Below are 22,368 nucleotides of genomic sequence, written 5' to 3'. Positions count from 1 at the left end.
CAAAAGCCCCTCACCCTAGCCCTCTCCCGGAGGGAGAGGGAACTGACCGTGGTGATTGGAAGGCATACGCCAACATGCACTACCGAGTCGAATGCAAATTTTGAACGACCCACAAATCGGCTCCCTCTCCAGGGGGAGAGGGCTGGGGTGAGGGGCGAATCCACCACAAACCCCAAGCCAACCCCCCGCTTCTAACCACTCAACAATGAGCGTTAGCTCGAGTGCCTTTGATCTTGCGTCACCGGCGACATCGGAAGGCTGAGTGGAGGGATTGATCCGGGCGTGGGAGCGCAGCGACCGTCTGGCGCAGCCAGACACAGCGGAAGTAGGTGCAGCGAAGCAAACCGTAGCCGCTGCGCCCGGATCGATCCCGCAGCGAAGGGACCCGAGCCTGCGAGGGCCGAACGCAGGAGCAAGCCTTTTGGGTTACCTTTTTGCTGGGCCGGCACTCCGGCGTTTGAAAAAGGTGACCCGCTGTAAGAGCGGAACCCTAAGCAGCCCTGACCGCAGCAACGGATATGTACCCAAACCCAAAAAGCTCAGCACCTGAAGAAAAGCCATCGCCAGCAGGCTGGCTCCCACAGTGGTCTCGCGCACTGCGACTGTCCCCTGTGAAGCCAGTCGTCGCAATAAAGATGCTCAGACCTTGCTCGCCACCAGAGTAAAACACATCGGCATTTGCGCCTCTCGATTCATATAACGGTCATACACCTCTTCCCGATTCGAATGCGCATGTTCCCTGAAGTGCGCAACATTCAACCCCGCCCCGATCACCCCGCTGAATATCGCGCCGAGGGTGTGCACGAACCAGTACGACTTTGCCGCCGGCTGTTCAATCTTGCCGACGTAGACAATCGGCTCTTCCTGCACAAACGGCTCGGCGCGAAAGTACGAGCTGGCGAGGCGATAAGGATCTTCACCGGCCGGATCGACCATTTCCAGAAACGGATGGGTCTCGTAGATCACCAGCTTGCCACCCGGTCTCAGCGTCGAAGCCACGTGACGGAAAAACTCGCCAATATCGGGCATCCAGTTCAGCACGCCAATAGTGATCAGGGCGACATCAAACCGGTTATGCAATGACCCAGGCAAATGATGGATATCGCTTTCGACAAACTCGGCAGGGTGCGGTGAGCGAGCATTGAGTACGCGGGCCTGTTCGAGAAACGCTGCCGACTGATCGACGCCGACCACACTGCGCGCACCCAGGGCAAACAGCGAAAGGCTTTCGCGACCGTTGTTGCAGCCCAGTTGAATCACGTCCTTGCCGTTGACGTCCAGCAAGCCGCTCAGGGTGTCGTCGAGACAGGAAAAATCCGCCTGCGCGACCTGGTTAAGCAATGCCTGCCAGTCCGGTGAGTCCTGATGATGGCGGGCGGAATCATTCCAGGCCTGTCGATTGCTCTCGATGGCGGTTTTGGGATTGGGCACTTCCATGGCGCACTCCGGATAGGGCTCGTGATTGAGCGGCATGAGTCTAGAACAGACCCGGAGTGGCGGTTGTTGCAATGTTGTAAATGCGGATCTGACGACGGGCTATCGTTCTTCGCGGGTGTGCCAAAGGCGCAGCAGGTAGATAGTCGGACCGATAATCTCGTAGCGCATGTCGTAGTGCCCTACCAGAATCCTTCGCACACCTCGCGGTTCAAACTCTTCCAGACGCTCGCCCAAGCGCGGATTGGCCAATAGCATTGCAGGAGCAGCAGTCAGCTGTTGCACAGTACGTGCAGCGGCAGGTTGATTGACTGCTGCCAAGAACTCGTAAAGCCTGGTCAAATCGGAAAGTCCTTTGCTCGTCCACTTCAACTCCATATTAAAGTGGTGCCTTGAGCGGAGCATCAGAACTCAAGCTGTCCGCCCAAGCCTGCACCGATTGATGATCGATGACGCGCCCGGCGTCCACATCAGCCAACGCTTCGCGCGTCAAACGGCTGCGTTCTTCTTCTTGATCAATCCAGGCGCTCAGTGCTTGTTTCACGATCCAGTTGCGCGAGCGCTCAAGACGCTCGGCCATCAGGTCGACCTTCTCGGCCAACTGCACCGGAACGTGGGCAGTAACGGATCGGGTTTTCATTGTCGCGGCCATGTGAGTGTCTCCTGATGATTGAGGGCAGCGAGAGTCATAAGCCAACAGAATAGTGACCTGTGATTGAGCTTGCCTACTCTCGCAACAAACTGAATCAAAGTTAATCACGACACACCATCTTCTGCTATTAAGCCCGACGGAACGTCAAGGGGCAGAAAAGCTTTCTTTCCAGATCAGAGATTCACATGGCTCTGGTTCAACCGCTCACGCAAAAACTCCACCAGCGCCTGCACCGGCCTTGAAGCCTGCCGATGCTGCGGATACACCGCCGACAACGTCAGCGGCTCGGGGCGCAAATCGTCCAGCACCGGCACCAGCCGTCCATCCTTCAAAGCCGCGCCAACAATGAATGTCGGCAGATAAGTAATGCCCATCCCCTGCACCGCCGCATCGCGCAGCAATTCACCATTGTTCACGCGCATGCGCCCGGCGACGTTGACCAATACCGGTTTGCCCTGCCCGTCGTTGAATCGCCATTGCACCGAGCGCCCGTGTCCATACGGCAGGCAATCATGGCTGTGCAGGTCTTCAGGCTTGAGCGGCGTACCGCGTTCGGCCAGGTACGCGGGACTGGCGCAATACACCCGTTCGATGGACGCGAGGCGTCGAGCGATCAGCGTCGAGTCCTCCAGCGTGCCAATGCGCAGTGCCAGGTCGTAGCCCTCGCCGAGCAAGTCCACCGGGCGATCGCTCAGGTCCACTTCCACCGTCACTTCGCGATAGCGCTGAAGAAACAGCGGCAGCAGACAGCCCAGATGCGCCACGGCAAACGATAGCGGCGCGCTCAGGCGGATCGTCCCGCGCGGCTCCGCCGTCTCCCCGGCGATGCCCTGTTCGACTTGCTCGACTTCGCCCAGCAGTCGTAAAGCCGCTTCGTAGTAACTCTGCCCCAGCGGGGTGACGTCCAGGCGCCGGGTCGAGCGGTTCAATAAGCGCACGCCCAGCCGCTCTTCCAATTGCATCAAGCGACGGCTGACGAACTGCTTGGACAGGCCCAACTGATCGGCCGCTGAGGTGAAGCTGCCGGAGTCCATGACCTGGCAAAAAATACGCATGTCTTCGAACGGGTTCATTGTCACTCTCTGGTGGACAGTTAAACGCTTTATAGCTGCTTTTTCACTTTTCAGCAGCCCATTAATCTGTGCTCACGGTGTTGCTGAGGCCAGAAACCCGGCGCCACAGCAGCCCGCAACTCAGGCAAAAAAATCAAAATCATTCAAAAGGATTTCCACCCATGAGCATCGTCAAGAAAACCCTCGCGGCATCCCTCCTCGCCCTGTCCATCGGCAATGCGTTCGCCGCTGAAAGTACAGGCGTCGAACACAACACCCAAGCCTTCCTCGACGCCCTTGCCGCTGGCGGCGGCAAGCCGCTGGAGCAACTGAGCCCAAAAGACGCCCGTGCGGTGCTGACCGGTGCCCAGGCGTCGGTGAAAGTGGATTTGTCGGGGATTGAAGTCAGCGACAAGGCGATCAAGGTCGATGGTCAGACCATCAATCTGAAAGTGGTGCGTCCGGCCAAGGTCAAGGGCGAGCTCCCGGTGTTCATGTTCTTCCACGGTGGCGGCTGGGTGCTTGGTGATTTCCCGACGCACCAGCGCTTGATTCGTGATCTGGTGGTGGGCTCTGGGGCTGTTGCGGTGTACGTCGATTACACGCCGTCGCCGGAAGCGCAGTACCCGACCGCGATCAACCAGGCCTACGCCGCGACGAAATGGGTCGCCGAGCACGGCAAGGAAATCGGCGTCGACGGCAAGCGCCTCGCCGTGGCCGGCAACAGCGTTGGCGGCAACATGGCGGCGGTGGTGGCGTTGATGGCCAAGGAACACAAAGCCCCGGCGCTGCGCTTCCAGTTGCTGATGTGGCCGGTGACCAACGCGCAGTTCGACGACGGTTCGTACCAGCAATTTGCCGAGGGACATTTCCTCACCAAAGGCATGATGCAATGGTTCTGGGACAACTACACCACCAAGCCGGCCGAGCGTACGCAGATCCACGCCTCGCCGCTCAACGCCAGCGCCGAACAGCTCAAGGGCTTGCCGGCAGCGCTGGTGCAGACCGCCGAATTCGACGTGCTGCGTGATGAAGGCGAAGCCTATGCGCGGCACCTCGATGCGGCCGGTGTCGCGGTGACCTCGGTGCGCTACAACGGGATGATTCATGACTTCGGCCTGCTCAACCCGCTGAGCCAGATCCCCGAAGTGCAGGCAGCGGTACGGCAAGCGGCCGCCGAGCTGAAAACCCACCTCAACTGAGCCCAGGCCCGGCGCCCCAAAAGCGCCGGGCTTTTTGTGTGAGTAACGCCCATGACTTTCCTTCTCGCTCACCTGCTCTCCTGGAGCGCCGTGCTGTTGTTGCTCGACGCCGCGCTGTGGCACTTCGCGCCCTACAAGCATCGCGCACCGAAGGTCGGTGTGCGACTGGTGCTGTTTCTGGCCTTTAGTGCGCTGGTGATCAACGCCGGTGTCAGCCCGTTGCAGGCGCCGCAATTTGCCGATGACCGCGTGGCGCAACTGGGCGCGACGGCGCTGGGCATTCTCTGGTGGCTGTACGCCGCGCGGGTGCTGACCGAAGTCATCGGTCTGGCCCTGATGCGTCGCATCGGTCACAGCGGTCGTCTCCTGCAGGACGTAATAGGCGCGCTGGTGTTTCTCGTCGCCATCGTCGCCGCCGCCGGTTATGTGCTGGAGCTGCCGGTCAAAGGTCTGCTGGCGACGTCGGGCGTGGTCGCCATCGTTGTCGGCCTGGCGCTGCAAAGCACGCTGGCCGACGTGTTTTCCGGGATCGTGCTGAACACCACCAAGCCGTATCAGGTGGACGATTTCGTGATGATCGACGGCGTCGAAGGCAAGGTGTTCGACATCGACTGGCGCGCCACCCATTTGCTGACCAGCGCCGGGACCATGGCAGTGGTGCCGAACTCGGTGGCGGCCAAGGCGAAGATCGTCAACCTCAGCCGCCCGAACAACATGCATGGCGTGTCGATCAGCATCCAAGTGCCGAACCATATTCGCCCACGCCGGGTGCTGGATGCGCTGGATCGCACGCTGCAAGGCAGCAGTTCGCTGTTGCTCAGTCCGGCACCGAAAGCCGTGCTCAAAGAGGCTGGCGAAACCATGTCGGAGTACGTCGCCAGCGGTTTTATCGCCGAGCTGGGCAAGAAAAGCGAAGTGCGCAACCAACTGTTCGACCTCGCCCACCGCCATCTCGAAGCCGCGGGCATTTCGCGTCATCCCGACGGCGTAATCGAACCCTCGAGCCGCGCCCGCGCGTTGCTCGATGAGGTGAAGATCTTCCGCTCGCTGAGCAGTGACGAGCGCGATCGCCTCGCCGAATCGATGGTCGCCCAGCAATACACGGCGGGTCAGGTGGTGCTGGATCTGGATGAAGTGCCGGACAGCCTGTTCGTGATTGCCACCGGCGTGGTCAGCGCGACCGTGCCGGATGGTGACAACAAGGTCGAAGCCGGGCGTATGGGGCCGAGTGAGGTGATGGGTGAACAAAGCATTCTTGCCGACACGCCGTCGCAGGCGACGTTCACCGCGCTGACCTCGAGCATCGTTTATCGACTCGACAAGCAGTTGACCCGAGAGTGCATGGACAAGCGCAGTGAGGTCAATCGGGCCTTGAACAAATTGCAGGCGGTGCGTCAGCAGAACAGTCGCCTCGCGTTGATGGCCAAACCGGTGGCGGTGAAGAAAGGAGGGTTTTTGGGGTGGTTGCAGAAGCGCTGAAGATCAAGATCAAAAGCTACCCCCTCATCGGAACGCCGCCCGCCCAGCCCTCTCCCCCAAGGGGGCGAGGGGGAAAGGGAGCCGATCTCCATGCGCTTCAAGCATGGAGATCGCCTCGGTATTGCAGGTCGGTGCAGTTTGGACAAACAACACGGTCAGTCCCCTCTCCCTCTGGGAGAGGGTTAGGGTGAGGGGCTTTTCAGACTCGCACCCGATTACTGAGCAGTAAACTTGGTATAGCTGTTGATCAGGTTGCGATAGTTAGGCAGACGCTCCGACAGCAGATGCGCCAAACCTTCCATGTCGTTGCGCCAGTCACCCTGCAGCTCGCACGCCACCGAGAACCAGTTCAACAGGTGTGCACCGGCCGCCGACATGCGCGCCCACGCCGCTTGTTGCACGGTGGTGTTGAAGGTGCCGGACGAGTCGGTCACCACGAACACTTCGAAGCCTTCAGCAATTGCCGAAAGGGTCGGGAATGCCACGCAGACGTCGGTCACCACGCCAGCGATGATCAGTTGCTTGCGACCAGTGGCCTTGATCGCCTTGACGAAGTCTTCGTTGTCCCAGGCGTTGATCTGGCCTGGACGCTGGATGAACGGTGCGTCCGGAAACTGCTCGCGCAGCTCGGGCACGATCGGGCCGTTCGGGCCAGCGTCGAAACTGGTGGTGAGGATGGTTGGCAGCTTGAAGAACTTGGCGATGTCGCCCAGTGCCAGCACGTTGTTCTTGAACTCGTTCGGGGTGAAATCCTGGACGAGCGAGATCAGACCGGTCTGGTGATCGACCAGCAGCACGACGGCATCATCTTTGTTCAGACGCTTGTAAGGAACGCTCATGGCAAAACTCCTGGATGGATGGTTGTTGCGTGAAGCGCCGGCCGGGATGACCGGCGTTTTTTTCGAAATCAGAAGGCGAAGCAGGAACAGCCGAACGCGCCCCAGAAACCGGCGAAGTCGCTGACCGGCGCGTTCGACATCCGCGCCTTTTCATGGCTGTGGGTGTGCACGGCGCACGGCCCGCTGCACTGGTGAACCTGTGCCTGCAACGGCGAGTTCGGGCGCCAGTGGCCCGGCACCTTGACCACGGGCGACCAGTCCGGCAGCACCGGAATCGAGCGCGGGCCGAGGTCTTCGAAATCGCCGGCGGCGTAGACGATCTTGCCGCCGACCACGGTCATGACCGACTCGATCCACTTGATCGCTTCTTCTTCGACGCTGAAGAAATCCGCGCTGAGTGCTGCCAGGTCCGCCAGTTGGCCGACGCGAATCTGGCCCTTCTTGCCCTGCTCCGAGGAGAACCAGGCGCTGCCGTGGGTGAACAGTTCCAGCGCGGTGCTGCGTGGCAGCCCTTCTTCGTACAAGGCCAGACCACCGACGGTGCGCCCGCTGACCATCCAGTACAGCGAAGTCCACGGGTTGTAGCTCGACACGCGGGTGGCATCGGTGCCGGCGCCCACCGGCACGCCTTCGGCAAGCATGCGCTTGATCGGCGGCGTGGCTTCGGCGGCTTGTTTGCCGTAGCGATCGACGAAATATTCGCCCTGGAACGCCATGCGATCCTGGATCGCGATGCCGCCGCCCAGCGCTTTGACCCGCTCGATGTTCTGCGGGGTGATGGTTTCGGCGTGGTCGAAGAACCACGGCAGACCGTTGAACGGAATGTCACGGTTGACCTTCTCGAATACGTCGAGCATGCGGCTGATCGATTCGTTGTACGTGGCGTGCAGGCGGAACGGCCAGCGCTGTTCGACCAGATGGCGCACCACCGGCTCCAGCTCTTGTTCCATGGTCTGCGGCAGGTCTGGGCGCGGTTCGAGGAAGTCTTCGAAGTCGGCCGCCGAGAACACCAGCATTTCGCCGGCGCCGTTGTGGCGCAGGAAGTCGTCGCCCTGGTGCAACTTGACGCTGCCGGTCCAGTTCTGGAAATCGGTCAGTTCTTCTTTCGGCTTCTGGGTGAACAGGTTGTAGGCGATGCGCACGGTCAACTGGTCTTCTTTGGCCAGTTGTTCGATGACCTGATAATCGTCCGGGTAGTTCTGGAAACCACCGCCGGCGTCGATCGCGCTGGTCAGGCCGAGGCGATTGAGTTCGCGCATGAACTGGCGAGTCGAGTTGACCTGATATTCCAGCGGCAGCTTCGGCCCCTTGGCCAGCGTCGAGTAGAGAATCATCGCGTTCGGCCGCGCAACCAGCATGCCGGTCGGGTTGCCGTTGCTGTCGCGCACGATCTCGCCACCCGGCGGGTTCGGTGTGTCGCGGGTATAACCAGCGACGCGCAATGCCGCGCGGTTGAGCAAGGCACGGTCGTACAGGTGCAGGATGAACACCGGGGTGTCCGGCGCGGCCTGGTTGATTTCTTCCAGGGTCGGCATGCGCTTTTCGGCGAACTGGAATTCGTTCCAGCCACCGACCACGCGCACCCATTGCGGGGTCGGCGTGCGGTCCGCCTGATCCTTGAGCATGCGCAGCGCGTCGGCGAGCGACGGCACGCCCTCCCAGCGCAGTTCGAGGTTGTAGTTCAAACCGCCACGGATCAGGTGCAGGTGCGAGTCGTTGAGGCCGGGGATGACGCAGCGGCCCTTCATGTCGACCACTTGCGTGGCGCTGCCCTTGAGGGCCATGGCTTCGCCGTCGTTACCGACGGCGACGAAGCGGCCGTCCTTGATCGCCACGGCGCTGGCGAGCGGTTTTTCGCGGTCAACCGTATGAAATTGGCCATTGAACAGAATCAGATCGGCGTTCATCGCAGTTCCTCAAGCAAAAGTGAAAAGATGCAAACCCCGCTCAACGCGGCGAGGTTTCTTGGGAATCGAGGTGTTCATGGGCCTGGCTGGCTTCCAGCCAAGGCGTGAACAAACGGGTGACCGGCGGCATCACCACGTACACCACCGACAGGACGATGGTCAGGGTGATGAAGAAGGTGGCCACCACGTAGTTGGAAAGGATGGGATGCAGCGCCAGCAACGGCCCCCAGATCAGCGGCACCAGCAAGGTGTGCGGCAGAATCACCAGCAACGACACCACGGCTTGTTTCCAGCGCGGCGGTGGCGAAGCGGCGTCAGCCAATGGCGAGAACCAGAACTCGTTGACCGGCGCGACTTCGGTCTGATCGCCGTCAGCCAGCATCGGCGCGGCTTCGGCGACCAGCGCCTGACGTTCCGATGATTCCAGCCAGCCTTGCATCGCTTCGGTGCTGCTGAAGCGCAGCACGCAGGTATAAAAGTCGAGACGCCCACGCTTGCCGCGCACCACATCGACCCCCAGATGCCCTTCGCGCTGCCCCGCCACACGGACGATATTGCGCAGCCAGGCTTCATACGCCGACTCGAAACCGGCCTTGACCCGGTGCTTGATGATCAACGTGACGGTCTCATCGGCCCCCGGTGTGGGTTGATTCAGGGCTTCAGGCATAACGCAGTACTCCGGGCAAACGAACAGGAATCGCCAGCCGTCCAGGCCCGGCGATCAATACAGTGGTGAAAAGAATCAACAGCAACCAGCCGAACTGCCCCTCGGCCACACTCCATTGCGGATGCACGACCAGCAGCGCCACCAGCAGCACAAAGAGAATAGGCAGGCAGGCCAACCGCGCCAGCACCCCGGCGACGATCAGTAGCGGGCAGAGGACTTCGGCAAAAATCGCCAGGATCAGCGTGAGGCGGGCACCGAGGTGGAACGGGTCTTCGATCAGTTGCAACTGCGCGGTGAAATCCAGCAGCTTGGGCAAGCCGTGCACCCACAGCAAAAACAATCCGCCGCTGACCCGCAGGAACAGCAAACCGATGTCCTGTGCCTGTTCATCCCTCGACGTAGCCATGACCCGCCCCTCTGAATGTCATTGGCTTGAATCATGCCAACGAGGGGGCGGAGTGAATTGCATGGATGTGCTCAGTTGCCGGGTTTGTCCAGCGTGTCAGGCAGGAGCGGTCTCAAGGCGTCGCCCTATCGTGTATTCGCGCGTTTGAAAAACCGTCTGCGTATTCGGATCCGTCGCCTGATCCAGATTGACCCGGAACCGAATGACCAGTTTGCTGCCGTGCTTGAGCAACCGCAGATAATCGACTGAAACATTAGGACCGAAACGGCCATTGGTGATCCATGCGCGGTGCACCATGTTGACGGTGGCCGTCCACATGCGCAGGTTGTGCGGCCCCGTGTCGGACTCCCCGGCAAAATCACACGACAATCGTTGACTCACAGCAATCAAGGGCCAGACTCCAAACTCCAGATTGGCCCCGTACTGGATATCTTTCAGATCAAGAATGTCACCGTTGGCCTGAGTGATCACTGGCGCTACGAGCCGCTCCAGCGCAATCGGCAACACGTTCAGACGTAAAGGCAGTGAGGGCACCGGAGCTGCCCCACCGCGGGTATACGAAAAGGTCACCTCCATGGTTTTTCCGACGCTGAATGCCACCAACGAAACGGGCAAGGTAATCCTGATGGGGCGAGTGTTACCCGCTGCAACCGGTGTGGTCGTATGCGAGCCTGCAGGGGGTGTGCCGTCAGCGGCTGTCACCGTCACAGACACCATATCGGTGGGCAGATGATCATAAACGAGCTCAGCGGTCAGGCTGGTGAGTGCGTTCAGCGGATCAAGACGGGTGTCATCGGGAGCCTCGACAATCCTCAGCGACAGGTCTGACAGCACGACGTTGATCCGTCGGGTATTCGACGGGCTGCCGCTGCCATCAGCCAACCGAACCGTAAATGCATGCGGTCCCGGATTCAGACCAGGCGCACCGTGCGTCCAGTTACCGTCTACGGGACTGGCCGTGCCGATCGGGGTCGTGCCGTCCAACACCGTCAACTCGCCCGAAGCACTGCCGCTCAAGGTGACATTGGTGTAGCGAGTATTCGCACCGTCGGCGACCTCGCCATCCTGATCGCGAACTGACAATATCCTCGGCGTAACGGCGGAACCTGTGCGGATGATGTAGTTTCGATGGGCGAATGCCTGAGCGAGGGATGGCTCCTCACTGCCTTGCAGCCCGGCCATGAATTTCAGCGTCAGCACGCTGCCATTCTTCAAAGCCTGCAGCGGCGCAGCAGGGAAATTCTGCTCGAAAAACCCAAACCGCTGAAAGTCTTCATCGACGACGTTGACCGGGGCTCGCCAATAAGACGCCTCGAAATCAGTGTCGTCGGCGTTAGTGCCATTTGCGGTGAGCCAAAAACACTGCCCGCTCGTGCCCAGCAGCCACGCATTGATACGCAATGTGAACTCATCCAGATCGCTGACAGGCAATTCGATTCCCTGACCGTCGTTGTCAGCCTGTCGGATAAACGGCCGAGGCAGATCAAACAGATTGATCGGTGCGACGTACAGCGCCAACGCTTGTGAAACAAACTCCGCCGTGCCTCGGTAAACCGTGTAAGTGAAAACGACGGTATGCCCCAGGTTGAAAGTCACGAGCCGGGTGTCGATGTGGGTCTGGAAAGGACGTGCAAACCCACCGATCGGTATGCGCGGCGATGTGTAAGAGCCGAACCCCGGAGTTCCGGCGCAGTGGATCGTCACAACGTCTTCCCGCGCCCACTCGTAGTCTATTCGCAGCGTAATGTTGTGCCGAACCGCGTGCGGGTTCAACAAGCCGCCAGGAAAGCTTTCCATGATCTGCAGCGGTGGCAGGTCGTTACTGTTGAGCGCAGGCGTCGGCGTGTCCATGTTCAGGTTCCTTGAGTGTTGGCCTCTTCGGCATGCTCATCAAACACGGGAAGGCCAACCGGCACCACTGTCAGAACTTACAGGTGAAGCATGGTTTTCGACGAGTGGTCACTCATCTTGAAGGGATATCCAGCGGCGCCGCCATGAACTGACTGATTCGCGAGCGCAGCCATTTCTCCGCCGGGTCGTTGTCATGCACCCCGCTCCAGGCCATCGACAACTGTGCCGCATCGATCGGAAACGGCGGATCTTCGGCACGCAGCGCACAGCCCTCAACCAAGGCGCAGGCAGCATAATCCGGCACGGTGGCGATCATCTCGGTGCCGGCGAGCAAGGCGCGCAACCCGCTGAACTGCGGCACACCGAGAACGACACGGCGGCAACGGCCGATCTTCGCCAGGTCCAGATCGATATTGCCGCTCAGGTCGCCCGAAAAAGACACCATCGCATGCGGACGCTCGCAATATTCGTCCAGCGTCAGCGGCCCCGGACGATCATCGCCGCGCAGGACTTTGCAGGGAATATCACGCAGCTTCTTGCGCTTGGCGTTAGCTGGCAGATCCGTGGTGTAGCTCACACCCACGGAGATTTCCCCGGAGGCCAGCAACGCTGGCATCAGCAGGTAGTTGGCGCGACGCACGACCACGACAATCCCCGGCGCTTCCTGCTGAAGCTGGCGCAACAGCGGCGGGAACAGACCGAACTCGGCGTCGTCCGACAGGCCGATGCGAAACACGTCGCAACTGCTCGCCGGCTCGAACTCCTTGGCCCGGCTGACCGCCCCGGAGATCACATCCATCGCCGGCTGCAGTTCCTTGAGAATCGCCAGCGCCCGTGCGGTCGGTTCCATGCCGCGACCATTGCGCAGCAGCAATGGATCGTCGAACAGGTCGCGCAAACGGCCGAGCGCCGCACTGACCGCAGGCTGGCCCATGAACAGTTTTTCGGCGACGCGGGTCAGGTTCTTCTCGAACATCAGCGCTTCGAAAATCACCAGCAGGTTCATGTCGACGCGACGCAGATCGTTACGGTTCATGGGCATGTCGTCCTTATCAATGTCAGCCGCTCAAGCGGATCGGCGCTACGCACTTTACTCGATCAACGGCACTTTGGCCGCGCGTTTGTACGGGCCGTACTCCACCGGCACCCACTGGAAATGTTTGCCTTCGGCAGTGATGTGGCCGATCCCCGGGAACGGCAAATGCGCAGCGGTGACCCACGTCTTGCTCGCCGCCGCCGCACTGAACACAGCCTGACGACTATTGATCGCCTGCTGGCTGTTGACGTCGAAGCCGATCGACACTTCCGGATGCAGGAATTGCACCGCGAGGTTATGCACCAGATCGCCCATGAACACGATGCTCTGCTTCTGCGAGGTGAAACGATAGGTGGTGCTGCCCGGCGTATGCCCGGCCTCGAGCGTCGCTTCGACCACGCCCGGCAGCGGCGACTCGCCTGCGCTGAAGGTCTTGAAACGCCCGGCGGCGACGTAAGCGGCAGTGGATTGCTGGGCGATCTTGAAGAACTCCTTGGCGCCGGCCGGAGCCTTGGCCAGTGCGGCCGGATCGAGCCAATAATCGGCTTCAGCCTTGGCCGCGTACACCGTGGCATTGCTGAACAGCGCCTGCTGTTGCCCATCGACCAGACCGCAGACGTGATCCAGATGCAGGTGCGTCAGCAGGATGGTATCGACCTGCTCCGGTTTATAGCCGGCTGCCTGCATGTTGCTCAGCAACTGGCCAGCGGTGGCGCCGATGCACTGGCCGGCGCCGCTGTCGACCAGAATCAGTTGCTTGCCGGTATTGACCAGAAAGGCGTTGAACGCGGTTTGCACACCCGGCGTTTCAATCGAACGGCGGGCCAGCAGCGCACGAATCTGGCTTTGACTCATGCCTTGCAACAGCTTGGGCGACAAGTCGTTGTAGCCGTCGAACAACGCCGTGACTTCGTAATCCCCCACCGCCAGGCGGAAATAACCCGGCGCCTGAGTGCCCACTTGTGGCGCTTGCGCCATTGCGAAGGACATCGCCAGTGCGAGCGTCATGGTTGTCGCGGCTTTGAACATGCTTTTCATCGAATTCTCCTGAACCTGACCGACTGCGGCGGCCCTGTCGGTTCGCCACGCTTGCCCCGGATCGTCGCGCAAAACGCCCGGCGCAGACTTGCAAGCATGTGCTGAGTTCCGGTCGATGCTCGGCAATTAACAACGATTAACTCGTCAGCCTGGCGCCCGCGCTGAACAATGCCGTCACTCGCACAGCGTTGTTTTTTGACCTGACGGGATGCGCCTTTCGTGCATTCCCCATCGACACGGACCTTGGCCATGGCTCAATTGCAACCCACCGTCGCCCTCGCCCCTGCCCGCCAACCGGATACACCTGCCATTGGCGGGCTCAGTCCGCAACGCGAACGGCTGGTCAAACAACTGATCCTCGAACGCCTCGGTGACAGCCTGGAAGTGGCCGAACTGGCCCGCGCCTGCTCACTGTCGCGCAGTCATTTTTCCCGCGCCTTCAAGTGCAGCACCGGGCTTTCGCCGCAGGACTGGATTCGTACCCAGCGCATCGCCCGCGCCAAACTGCTGATCCAGCACACCGACCTGAGCCTGACGCATATAAGCCTGGAATGCGGCTTCTGCGATCAGGCGCATTTCTGTCACATGTTTACCCGCAGCGAAGGCATCAATCCGTTCGCCTGGCGCTGTCAGATCATGCGCGAACCGCGGTCGCCGCGTTCGCAGCCCGGCATGTTCTGATCGAGACGCCCGTTGCACCGATGCGCAAACCTGAGGATCATGCCCAGACACCCGAACCAGAGAGCCCGCGCCTGCGCGCGCGATGGGTCGGTACCGTCCGTCGCAGCGCCCCAGGAGTGAGCTGTTGAGTCTTCCCCCGAATCAGGCCATCGGTTTTGGCCCCTATCGGATTCATCCCGGACAACGCCGCGTATTCGAAGGCGAGCAACCGCTGCGTCTGGGTCGGCGGGCAATAGACATTCTGCTGATGCTACTGGCGCGTGCCGGTGAAGTGGTGAGCAAGCAGGAACTGATGGCCGGGGTCTGGCCGGACAGTGTTGTCGAAGAAATCAATTTGCGCGTGCACATGGCGGCATTGCGCAAGGCGCTCGGTGACGGTCAGGCCGGCCAGCGTTACATCGTCACCGTGGCGCAGCGAGGCTACAGTTTTGTCGCGCCGCTCCTGCTGCATTCCATGGAGGAGCGTCCTTTGGACGATGCCGGCGGTCGCCACAATCTGCCCTTGCGGCGCACGCGCATGATCGGCCGCCAGCCACTGGTCGACAGCCTGATGAGCGACCTGCCGCGTCGACGCTGCATCACTCTGGTCGGCCCTGGCGGAATCGGCAAGACCACCGTCGCGCTGCGGGTCGCCGAGCAGTTGATCGGCTTTTACCGCGACGGTATTCGCTTGGTGGATCTGGCGCCGCTCAATGACCCCGCGCTGATCGGCTCGCACCTCGCCACCCTGCTTGATCTGGTGCTGCCTGAGGGCGACTCGCTGGCAGCGCTGGTCGACGCGCTGCAAACACGGCAGATGCTGTTGCTGCTCGACAACTGTGAGCACCTGATCGATGCCGTCGCGACCCTCAGCGAAAGCATTCTGCGCGGCGCGCCCAAAGTGCACATTCTCGCCACCAGCCGCGAAAGCCTGCGGGCCGAAGGTGAGTGTGTCCAGCGCCTGGACGCGCTCGCCTACCCGTCGATGAGTACGATGCTCAGTCGCGAACAGGTACTCGAATTTTCGGCACTGCAACTGTTTATAGAGCGAGCCACGGCCGCCCAGGAAAGTTTCGAACTGAGCGATAGCCAACTGCCGCAAGTGATCGAGATCTGCCACCGACTGGACGGGATGCCACTGGCGCTGGAACTGGCGGCCGCGCAGGTTACCGAGCTTGGCCTTGACGGTCTGCTCGGGCAGTTGCAGGGTCGCCTGCCACCCTTGAACAAAGGTCGGCAAAGCAGTCATGAACGGCACCTGACGCTACGCGCCACGCTGGACTGGAGTTTCAATCTGCTGGAGCGCTGCGAGCAGACCTGCCTGCGTCGTCTGGCGGTGTTTCGCGGCGGCTTTACTCTGGAATCGGCAGCGGCCGTGATCGTCGGCGAGCAGATCGATCCCAGTGTGGTGTTCGTCTCGATCACTCAATTGGTCGCCAAATCCTTGCTCAGCGTCGAGGTCGGCGATGAACAGGTGTTCTATCGCTTGCTCGACACTACCCGCCGTTATGCGCTGGAAAAACTCGAGCAGGCCGCCGAATGCGATGACACCCGCGAGCGCCACGCCGAGCGCTGCCTGGCGCTGATGCAGCAAGCGAAAAGCGAGTGGGAGCATACCCCGACGGCGCTGTGGATCGAACGCTACGCCCGTGGGCTCGAAGATTTGCGCGCGGCGCTGGAGTGGAGCCTGCACGGGGCCGGCTCCGGGGGGTTGGGAATTCGTCTGGCGGCAGCCTCGGCGCCGTTGTGGCAAGAACTCTCGCTGCTCAAGGAATACGGCGGCCATGTGCGTCGGGCGCTGAGCCTGTTCGATGAACGCGACGAGCCTTGCCCGCGTCTGAAGATCACTCTGAAACTGGCGCTGGGCAGTGCCTGTTACCACACCTGGGGCGGCACCACCGAAACCATCGACGCCTTTGCCCAGGCACAACAACTGGCGCAGGCGAACAACGACGTTGCCGGCCAATTGCGTGCGGTATCCGGGTACATGGCGGTCAATCTCAGTTGCGGGCATTACCGCCTGGCGCTGGCCCAGAGCGAGCAGTTCGACCGCCTCGGCCTGCACGGCGACCCACTGCTGTCACTGAGCACCCACCGTTTGCACGTACTGGCGCTGCATTATGCCGGCGACCAGTCGCAGGCGCGCACTCATGCTGAGCAGGTCCTGCAGCGCATGGCGCACAGTGGCAACGTCAACCGTTTCACCCACGGCTTTGGCGTGCAATACGACCAGAGCGTGGCCTCGTTGACGGTGCTGGCGCGCATCTTGTGGATGCAGGGCCTGCCCGAGCAGGCGTGGTGTGCCGCGCGACAGGCGCTGGACATCGCCGTGCAGATCGATCACGGCACTTCGATTTGTTACACCCTGGCCTTGGCCAGTTGCCCGATCGCTCATTACAACGGCGATCAACAAAACGCCCGCATGCTGCTGCGTCTGCTCTTGGAGCAATCGCAAAAACATTCGGTGCTGCTGTTCAATCATTGGGGGCGGCATTACGCGCAGGTCATTGATGCAGACGCCACCGAACTGCCGCCGACGGAGCGCGGCGGATTGATCGGTGAAATCATGGTCACGCTGGATCCGCGTTTCGTCGACGATACGTTGCTGCAGCGAGCATTGAGTGGCGAGGCGGGATGGAGCACGGCAGAGATCTTGCGCGCTCAGGCGCTGGCGTTGCTATCGCAGAATTCTGGATGCGCCTCAGATCCCTGTGGGAGCTGGCTTGCCGGCGATGGCGTCCTGTCAGACAGCGCCAATATCAAGCAAGCCGAACACCTCCTGCAACAAGCCCTGACCACCGCCCGCAGCCAGGGCGCCCTCGCCTGGGAGCTGCGCAGCGCCACATCATTGGCGCAACTCTGGCATCGCCAAGCGCGCGGTCATCAAGCACTGAATCTGCTGGGTCCTGTCGTTGAGCAGTTCAGCGAGGGTTTTGCGACTCCGGATTTGAGCAGGGCACGCTTGTTGATCGATGCCCTAAGTGAAGACGTACGCGCCTGAATGACTGCGTAGCTGATTGACGTAGCGCGCATGCCGACGCTCAAGCTCGACCCCTTCCCCGCTGCGTTCAAGCTGCTCGCGCGCATAACGTCGAGTGGTGTTGAGCATGCGGTATCGGCAAGCGCTGCCGCTCCCCTCCTGCGTCAGCAGCGATTTTTGCACCAGGCTTGTGATGATTGCGGCGAGGCGCGACGAGGCCAGTGGCGTGCAACTGACCACCGCCAGCGCCGCCTCCAGCGTGAAAGGCATTTTGAACACCGACAAACGCTGCAATACGCGCTGCTCCGGCTCGCTCAAGCGCTGATAGCTGCTGTCCAGCGCGGCCTGCATCGATTGGTGGCGCGGTACGGCGGTGCGCCGACCTTGACTGAGCACTTGCAGACCATCGGACACGTGCGCGTGCAAGCCGATAAGACCCAGCACATCGATCTGCGCCGCCGCCAGTTCGATTGCCAGCGGCAAGCCGTCGAGTTGTCGGCAAATTTCGCGCAGCGCCTGAACATCCTGAGCGCGCAGCTGGAAATCATGCTGGCGCGCCCGTGCGCGACTGACGAACAACTGCACCGCCGCGCAGCCCATGGCCTGGGCGACATCGTCGACCGCCACAGGCTTTGGCAGGCTCAAGGGTGGCAGTTGCTTGAGGACTTCACCGCTGACCTGCAAGGGCTCACGGCTGGTAACCAGAATGGACACACGTGGCGCCACGCCTGACAGGGTTTCGACCAGCGCCTTGCAGGCCGCGTGCTGATGCTCGGCGTTGTCGAGCACCAGCAAGGCATGACGTTCGCACAGCCCGGCCAGATCGCTGCCGAGCCGGTGCAGACAATGCTCCAGCAATGATCTGTTGTCGCTGATCTGCGCAAGATCGACATGCCAGACGCCGTGGCGAAAATACTGCACCAACAGTTCCGCTACCCGCAGGGCCACGGTGGACTTGCCGACGCCGGTCGGACCGGTGATGGTCAGCAGCCGACACGCTGGCAGGTGTCGCATCAGACTGCCCACCAGCGCATCGCGGCCGATCACCGGGGTCAACCGCGCGGGCAAGTTGTGCGGTGGTGGCGCATTGGCGGGAGTCTGCGGCGCTGCACTGTCGCGATGCACCGGGGCGATGAAACTGTAGCCGCATTGCGGCACGTTAATGATGTAACGCTGACCGTTGCCACCGTCTCCCAGTGCGCGTCGCAGTGCCGCGATGTGCACCCGCAGGTTGATCTCCTCGACCACCGACGTCGGCCACACCTGGGCGATCAATTGCTCCTTGGTGACCACCCGACCGGCGCGCTCGACCAATACTTGCAAAATATCCAGCGCCCGACTGCCCACGCGCACTGGCTGATCCCCGTTCAGGATCAGTCGTTGTCGCACATGAAAGGCGTAAGGGCCAAAACGCAGCACTGACGCCGGGTTGAAATCATCGAGGCTGTTCATGCCAACCATCTTGGCAGCGTTCGATGACGCGACAACGGCGACACGGGGCGCAATACGGACATACCGAGGCGCCAGACGGACAGAAACGCTCTAGCTGAACTGTTCGCGATACTGCGCCGGGGTCAGGCCGAGCTTTTCGGCGAACAGTGAGCGCATGTGCCGGACGCTGCCGAAGCCGCTTTTGTACGCCACGGTCTTCAGCGGCAACTCGCTGGTTTCCAAAAGATTTCGCGCACAGTCGACGCGGGCGCTTTGCAGAAACTCCATCGGTGTCATGTTGATTTCCCGGGCGAACACCCGGGCGAAATGCCGCGCACTCATATTGGCAATAGCCGCCATGCGCTCGACCGTGAATGCTTCGTCAAGGTGCTCGAGCACGTAACTCTGCGCGCGGGTGATCGGGGTTTCCTGCGGCGCCACGGCCGCCATCAACGGGCTGAACTGCGCCTGCCCGCCCTGCCGCTTCATCACCACCAGCAGGACTTTGGCGACATCCTGGGCAAGCTTCTTGCCGTGATCGCGGGCCACCACGGCCAATGCCATATCAATACCAGCGGTCACACCGCCAGAGGTGATCAGGTTGCGATCTTCGATATAGATCTGATCGGTGGCGACGTCGGCCTTGGGAAACGCCCGGATCAGCCGCTCGGTGTAATTCCAGTGGGTGGTCACCTGATAGCCGTCAAGCAGACCGGCATGCCCCAGTACAAAAGCGCCAGTGCAGATCGAACCGTAATACTCGGCCCGTTGCACGGCGCCTTTGAGCCAGGCGAACAAGGCAGGAAACTGCTGGTTGTAGGCGCCGGGGCCGCCGGGCACAAGCAACAGATCATAGCGCTCGGTATCTTCGTCGATTGTCCGATCAGCCTGGACCATCACACCGTTGGACGCTCGCAGCGCGCCGGGCTCGGTTCCCAGGGTGACCAATTGATAGTGCGCGTCGGGCTTGAGGTAGCGGTTGGCAACCGCGAACACTTCCAGCGGCCCGGCCATATCAAGCAGGAGAAAGTCGGGAAACAGCACCATTGCCACGGTTTTCATGGGAGCACGTCGCTTCAATCGGGGAACATGAGACAGGCCGGACATTATGACCAGGCAAGACGTCTCAAGCGCAAAAAATTGTGTGAGCGGCCTCGCACAACTGTCAACCTCACCGAGACAGTCTTTCAGTTTTCACCTACTTATTGGATTTCATGGTTAACAGTAACCTTCTCCTCACTCGGACGAATACACGTCCCGCCAGGAGATCCTAATCATGCTGACTCTTCGCAAAGCCTCCGATCGTGGCCTCGCCAATCATGGCTGGTTGAAATCGTTTCACACCTTTTCCTTCGCCAGCTATCGCAACCCTCGCGAACAGGGTTTCTCGGACCTGCTGGTGATCAATGACGACCGCGTTGCCGCCGGCAAAGGTTTCGGCCAGCACCCGCACCGCGACATGGAGATCTTTTCCTACGTGCTGGAAGGTGCGCTGGAACACAAGGACACGCTGGGCACCGGCTCGGTCATCCGCCCCGGCGACGTGCAATTGATGAGCGCCGGCAGCGGCGTGGCGCACAGCGAGTTCAACCATTCGGCCACCAAGCCTGTGCATTTTCTGCAGATCTGGATCGTGCCGGAAGTCAGCGGTGCCAAACCGCGCTACCAGCAGGAGCATTTCAGCGCGCAAAGAAAACGCGGTCGCCTGCAACTGATCATCTCGCCAGACGGCAAGGACGGCTCGCTGAAAGTTCGCCAGGACGCACGTGTGTTCGCCGGGCTGTTCGACGGCGAAGAAAGCGCCACGCTGAAACTGCCGGCCGACCGTTACGCGTATGTGCATGTGGCACGCGGCAGTGTCGAACTCAATGGCCAGCCATTGCAGGAAGGCGATGGCGTGCGGGTTCGCGAAGAACAGTTGCTGACCTTGAGCAACGGTGTCGATGCCGAGGTGCTGGTGTTTGACTTGCGGCCGCAGGAGTTGCCGCAGATGCCATGACGCAGTGTTTCTACACTTATGAGAACGGCCTTCCGATGAAGGCCGTTTTTATTCGGGTGATTTGCTCCACGGCAGCATCGGCGGTATGGGCACGGTGAACTCCTTGCCCGCCTGAATCGCCGCCAACGTCGTCTGGACCGCTGCGTAGGTGTTGGCCTGATTGGCATAACAGGCACCGACGACGATGGCGACCAGTCCCACCAACTGGACGGCGGCCGCTGCCCAGACATTGGCTTTCGTCGTGCTTGCCTGCCTGATGGCTTCTTTCGATTCCTGTGCAATGTTCTGGATTGCTGAGGACATCAATTCGAAGCGTTTGTCCCGCTCCGACTGCGCCCTGTCTCGCTCCGACTGCGCCCTGTCCATCTCTGACCGAATCCGGGAGTCTGCCTTGTCCCGCTCGGCCTGAGCCGCCAGAAATGCATCGATACGCATCGATACGCCCTCCATCCGCGCATCCATCCTTGCTTCTATGGTCTCGATCCTGGCATCGAACTCTTCGCGGCTTATGCTGCTCATGGTGTGCGTATTCCGGCTGTCGTTGAATGGATCACTGTCTGAACATTGCCTCATTTCCCTGGCTTTCAATTCGTAACCTTTGGTGGTTACCGAGACCTTCCGTGGTCGATCGTTTCAGTGCGAGCCCTGCGACTCTCACCGGACTGTGGAAACGATAAAGCCGTTACCCAATACCAACAAGCCGGCCGATTCGGCCACGTTTGTAGGCTTTTTCGTCAGCCGACGTAGCCTCATCCAAGCAGCCTTGAGCTCACTCATTTTCCTGTGCAAACGCGTCGACAATCTGCTCGATCACCGCCCTCACTCGCGCGGTGTGGCGCAAATCCGCATGGGTCACCAGCCACACGTCGTACGGCAGCGGACGCGTGCGTTGCGGCCACAATCTGATCAAGCCATCGCGTTCGCCCATGTACACCGGGATTTCTCCTACACCCAGACCCGCCGCAATCGAGCGGCGCACCAGCAGGCTGGAGCTGAGGCTGGCGACGATTCGCCCGCGATTCAACGGCTCGCAGACCAGCGTCATATCTTTCTTGCTTTGCAGATAGGGTTGATAGACCACCAGATCATGACCTTCGAACGCCGTGTCTGGCTGCGGTGAGCCATTGGTGTCGATGTAGGCCTGCGAAGCGAACAGGCCCACCGGCCAGCGGGCGATGCGTCGGGCAATCAGATCTGGATTGTCCGGCCGGGTGTTGCGCACTGCGATATCGGCTTCGCGTTTGGCCAGACTGAGAATCTGCGTGGACGCCTCCAGTTGCACGCGCACGTCCGGATGCCGGGCATGCAAGCGCGCCATGGCCGGGATCAGGAAATCAATGGCCAGCGAATCGGTGGTGCTGACCCGCACGGTGCCGGTCAGGCGATCGTCCAGACCTTCGGTTTGCCGCTGCAGATCCAGCGCGGACTGCTCCATTTTCTCCACACTCCTGAGCGCCGCTTCGCCGACTGCAGTCAATGCGTAACCGTCGGAAGTGCGCAGGAACAAAGTCGCACTCAGGGTCTTTTCCAACGCGGTAATACGCCGCCCGACGGTGGCCTGATCCACACCCAGCACCCGCGCCGCGCCCCGCAGCGTCGACTCCCGGCAAACCGCCAGAAACATTCGAGCATCATCCCAATTCATGTTTTCCCCTTGATGCAAAAATGCATCAGCGCGCCGCTTAATCGCTGCGTTATCGCAGCAACGATAGCGGATATGCTCAGCGCTATAAAC

The 22,368-nt window shown here is 61.0% G+C and carries 20 protein-coding genes; 5 read left to right on the top strand and 15 right to left on the bottom strand.

The features are described 5' to 3' along the window. Nucleotides 1-639: 639 nt before the first annotated feature. The 4 genes from BLU52_RS08240 to BLU52_RS08225 form a co-directional block, all read right to left on the bottom strand. On the bottom strand, nt 640-1,437 hold the full coding sequence (locus BLU52_RS08240) for a class I SAM-dependent methyltransferase (protein ID WP_090282710.1): 798 nt from the start codon (nt 1,435-1,437) through the stop codon (nt 640-642). A 99-nt stretch (nt 1,438-1,536) separates the two neighbouring features. After that, on the bottom strand, nt 1,537-1,812 hold the full coding sequence (locus tag BLU52_RS08235; RefSeq protein WP_090282709.1) for a type II toxin-antitoxin system RelE/ParE family toxin: 276 nt from the start codon (nt 1,810-1,812) through the stop codon (nt 1,537-1,539). Nucleotide 1,813: 1 nt separating this feature from the next. Continuing rightward, nucleotides 1,814-2,086 (bottom strand): CopG family ribbon-helix-helix protein, encoded by a 273-nt coding sequence (locus BLU52_RS08230; protein ID WP_090282708.1) that lies wholly within the window; start codon nt 2,084-2,086, stop codon nt 1,814-1,816. A gap of 173 nt (nt 2,087-2,259) precedes the next feature. Continuing rightward, complete coding sequence (locus tag BLU52_RS08225; RefSeq protein WP_090282707.1) at nt 2,260-3,159, bottom strand: LysR family transcriptional regulator; 900 nt, start codon at nt 3,157-3,159, stop codon at nt 2,260-2,262. Nucleotides 3,160-3,320: 161 nt separating this feature from the next. On the opposite strand from BLU52_RS08225, the gene BLU52_RS08220 reads away from it, so the two are divergent. Both BLU52_RS08220 and BLU52_RS08215 read left to right on the top strand, forming a co-directional pair. Next, nucleotides 3,321-4,340, top strand: coding sequence for an alpha/beta hydrolase (locus BLU52_RS08220; protein WP_090282706.1), 1,020 nt, complete (start codon nt 3,321-3,323; stop codon nt 4,338-4,340). A gap of 51 nt (nt 4,341-4,391) precedes the next feature. Beyond that, the gene (locus BLU52_RS08215) at nt 4,392-5,819 is read left to right on the top strand and encodes a mechanosensitive ion channel family protein (RefSeq protein WP_090282705.1); all 1,428 of its coding nucleotides are present in this window, start codon (nt 4,392-4,394) and stop codon (nt 5,817-5,819) included. 215 nt (nt 5,820-6,034) lie between these two features. Here BLU52_RS08215 and ycaC read toward each other — a convergent pair whose 3' ends face one another. The 7 genes from ycaC to BLU52_RS08180 all read right to left on the bottom strand — a co-directional run bounded on the left by ycaC (nt 6,035) and on the right by BLU52_RS08180 (nt 13,563). Beyond that, the gene (ycaC, locus tag BLU52_RS08210; RefSeq protein WP_090282704.1) at nt 6,035-6,658 is read right to left on the bottom strand and encodes an isochorismate family cysteine hydrolase YcaC; all 624 of its coding nucleotides are present in this window, start codon (nt 6,656-6,658) and stop codon (nt 6,035-6,037) included. Between the two features lie 68 nt (nt 6,659-6,726). Then, nucleotides 6,727-8,565, bottom strand: a complete 1,839-nt coding sequence (locus tag BLU52_RS08205; protein ID WP_090282703.1) for an amidohydrolase — start codon at nt 8,563-8,565, stop codon at nt 6,727-6,729. 40 nt (nt 8,566-8,605) lie between these two features. Further along, nucleotides 8,606-9,232 (bottom strand): antibiotic biosynthesis monooxygenase, encoded by a 627-nt coding sequence (locus BLU52_RS08200; protein WP_090282702.1) that lies wholly within the window; start codon nt 9,230-9,232, stop codon nt 8,606-8,608. Next, the gene (locus BLU52_RS08195) at nt 9,225-9,638 is read right to left on the bottom strand and encodes a DoxX family protein (protein ID WP_090282701.1); all 414 of its coding nucleotides are present in this window, start codon (nt 9,636-9,638) and stop codon (nt 9,225-9,227) included. The genes BLU52_RS08200 and BLU52_RS08195 overlap by 8 nt, the downstream gene beginning before the upstream one ends. A gap of 96 nt (nt 9,639-9,734) precedes the next feature. Then, entirely contained in the window at nt 9,735-11,489 is a 1,755-nt protein-coding gene (locus tag BLU52_RS08190) for an Ig-like domain repeat protein (protein WP_090282700.1), read from the bottom strand. Nucleotides 11,490-11,601: 112 nt separating this feature from the next. Continuing rightward, nucleotides 11,602-12,525, bottom strand: coding sequence for a LysR family transcriptional regulator (locus BLU52_RS08185; protein WP_090282699.1), 924 nt, complete (start codon nt 12,523-12,525; stop codon nt 11,602-11,604). Nucleotides 12,526-12,579: 54 nt separating this feature from the next. Next, a complete protein-coding gene (locus BLU52_RS08180) occupies nt 12,580-13,563 on the bottom strand; it encodes an MBL fold metallo-hydrolase (protein WP_090282698.1) in 984 nt (327 codons plus the stop codon). Nucleotides 13,564-13,812: 249 nt separating this feature from the next. Between BLU52_RS08180 and BLU52_RS08175 the strand changes: the two genes are divergently transcribed. Continuing rightward, nucleotides 13,813-14,244 carry a helix-turn-helix domain-containing protein gene (locus BLU52_RS08175; protein ID WP_090282697.1) on the top strand — a complete coding sequence of 144 codons (432 nt, stop codon included), beginning with the start codon at nt 13,813-13,815 and terminating at the stop codon, nt 14,242-14,244. Between the two features lie 124 nt (nt 14,245-14,368). Beyond that, nucleotides 14,369-17,224 (top strand): ATP-binding protein, encoded by a 2,856-nt coding sequence (locus tag BLU52_RS08170; protein WP_090282696.1) that lies wholly within the window; start codon nt 14,369-14,371, stop codon nt 17,222-17,224. Here BLU52_RS08170 and BLU52_RS08165 read toward each other — a convergent pair. Beyond that, nucleotides 17,201-18,655 carry an ATP-binding protein gene (locus tag BLU52_RS08165; RefSeq protein ID WP_090282695.1) on the bottom strand — a complete coding sequence of 485 codons (1,455 nt, stop codon included), beginning with the start codon at nt 18,653-18,655 and terminating at the stop codon, nt 17,201-17,203. The genes BLU52_RS08170 and BLU52_RS08165 overlap by 24 nt on opposite strands. 90 nt (nt 18,656-18,745) lie before the next feature. Next, nucleotides 18,746-19,696 carry a GlxA family transcriptional regulator gene (locus BLU52_RS08160; RefSeq protein ID WP_090282694.1) on the bottom strand — a complete coding sequence of 317 codons (951 nt, stop codon included), beginning with the start codon at nt 19,694-19,696 and terminating at the stop codon, nt 18,746-18,748. Nucleotides 19,697-19,910: 214 nt separating this feature from the next. Between BLU52_RS08160 and BLU52_RS08155 the strand changes: the two genes are divergently transcribed. Beyond that, nucleotides 19,911-20,633, top strand: coding sequence for a pirin family protein (locus BLU52_RS08155; RefSeq protein WP_090282693.1), 723 nt, complete (start codon nt 19,911-19,913; stop codon nt 20,631-20,633). A gap of 48 nt (nt 20,634-20,681) precedes the next feature. Here BLU52_RS08155 and BLU52_RS08150 read toward each other — a convergent pair whose 3' ends face one another. Further along, entirely contained in the window at nt 20,682-21,152 is a 471-nt protein-coding gene (locus BLU52_RS08150; RefSeq protein ID WP_090282692.1) for a hypothetical protein, read from the bottom strand. 250 nt (nt 21,153-21,402) lie between these two features. Next, nucleotides 21,403-22,278, bottom strand: a complete 876-nt coding sequence (locus tag BLU52_RS08145) for a LysR family transcriptional regulator (RefSeq protein WP_090282691.1) — start codon at nt 22,276-22,278, stop codon at nt 21,403-21,405. Between the last annotated feature and the right edge of the window lie 90 nt (nt 22,279-22,368).

This window comes from Pseudomonas granadensis (genome assembly GCF_900105485.1).
Lineage (GTDB): Bacteria > Pseudomonadota > Gammaproteobacteria > Pseudomonadales > Pseudomonadaceae > Aquipseudomonas > Aquipseudomonas granadensis.
This window is presented reverse-complemented; position numbering and strand designations above follow the sequence as displayed.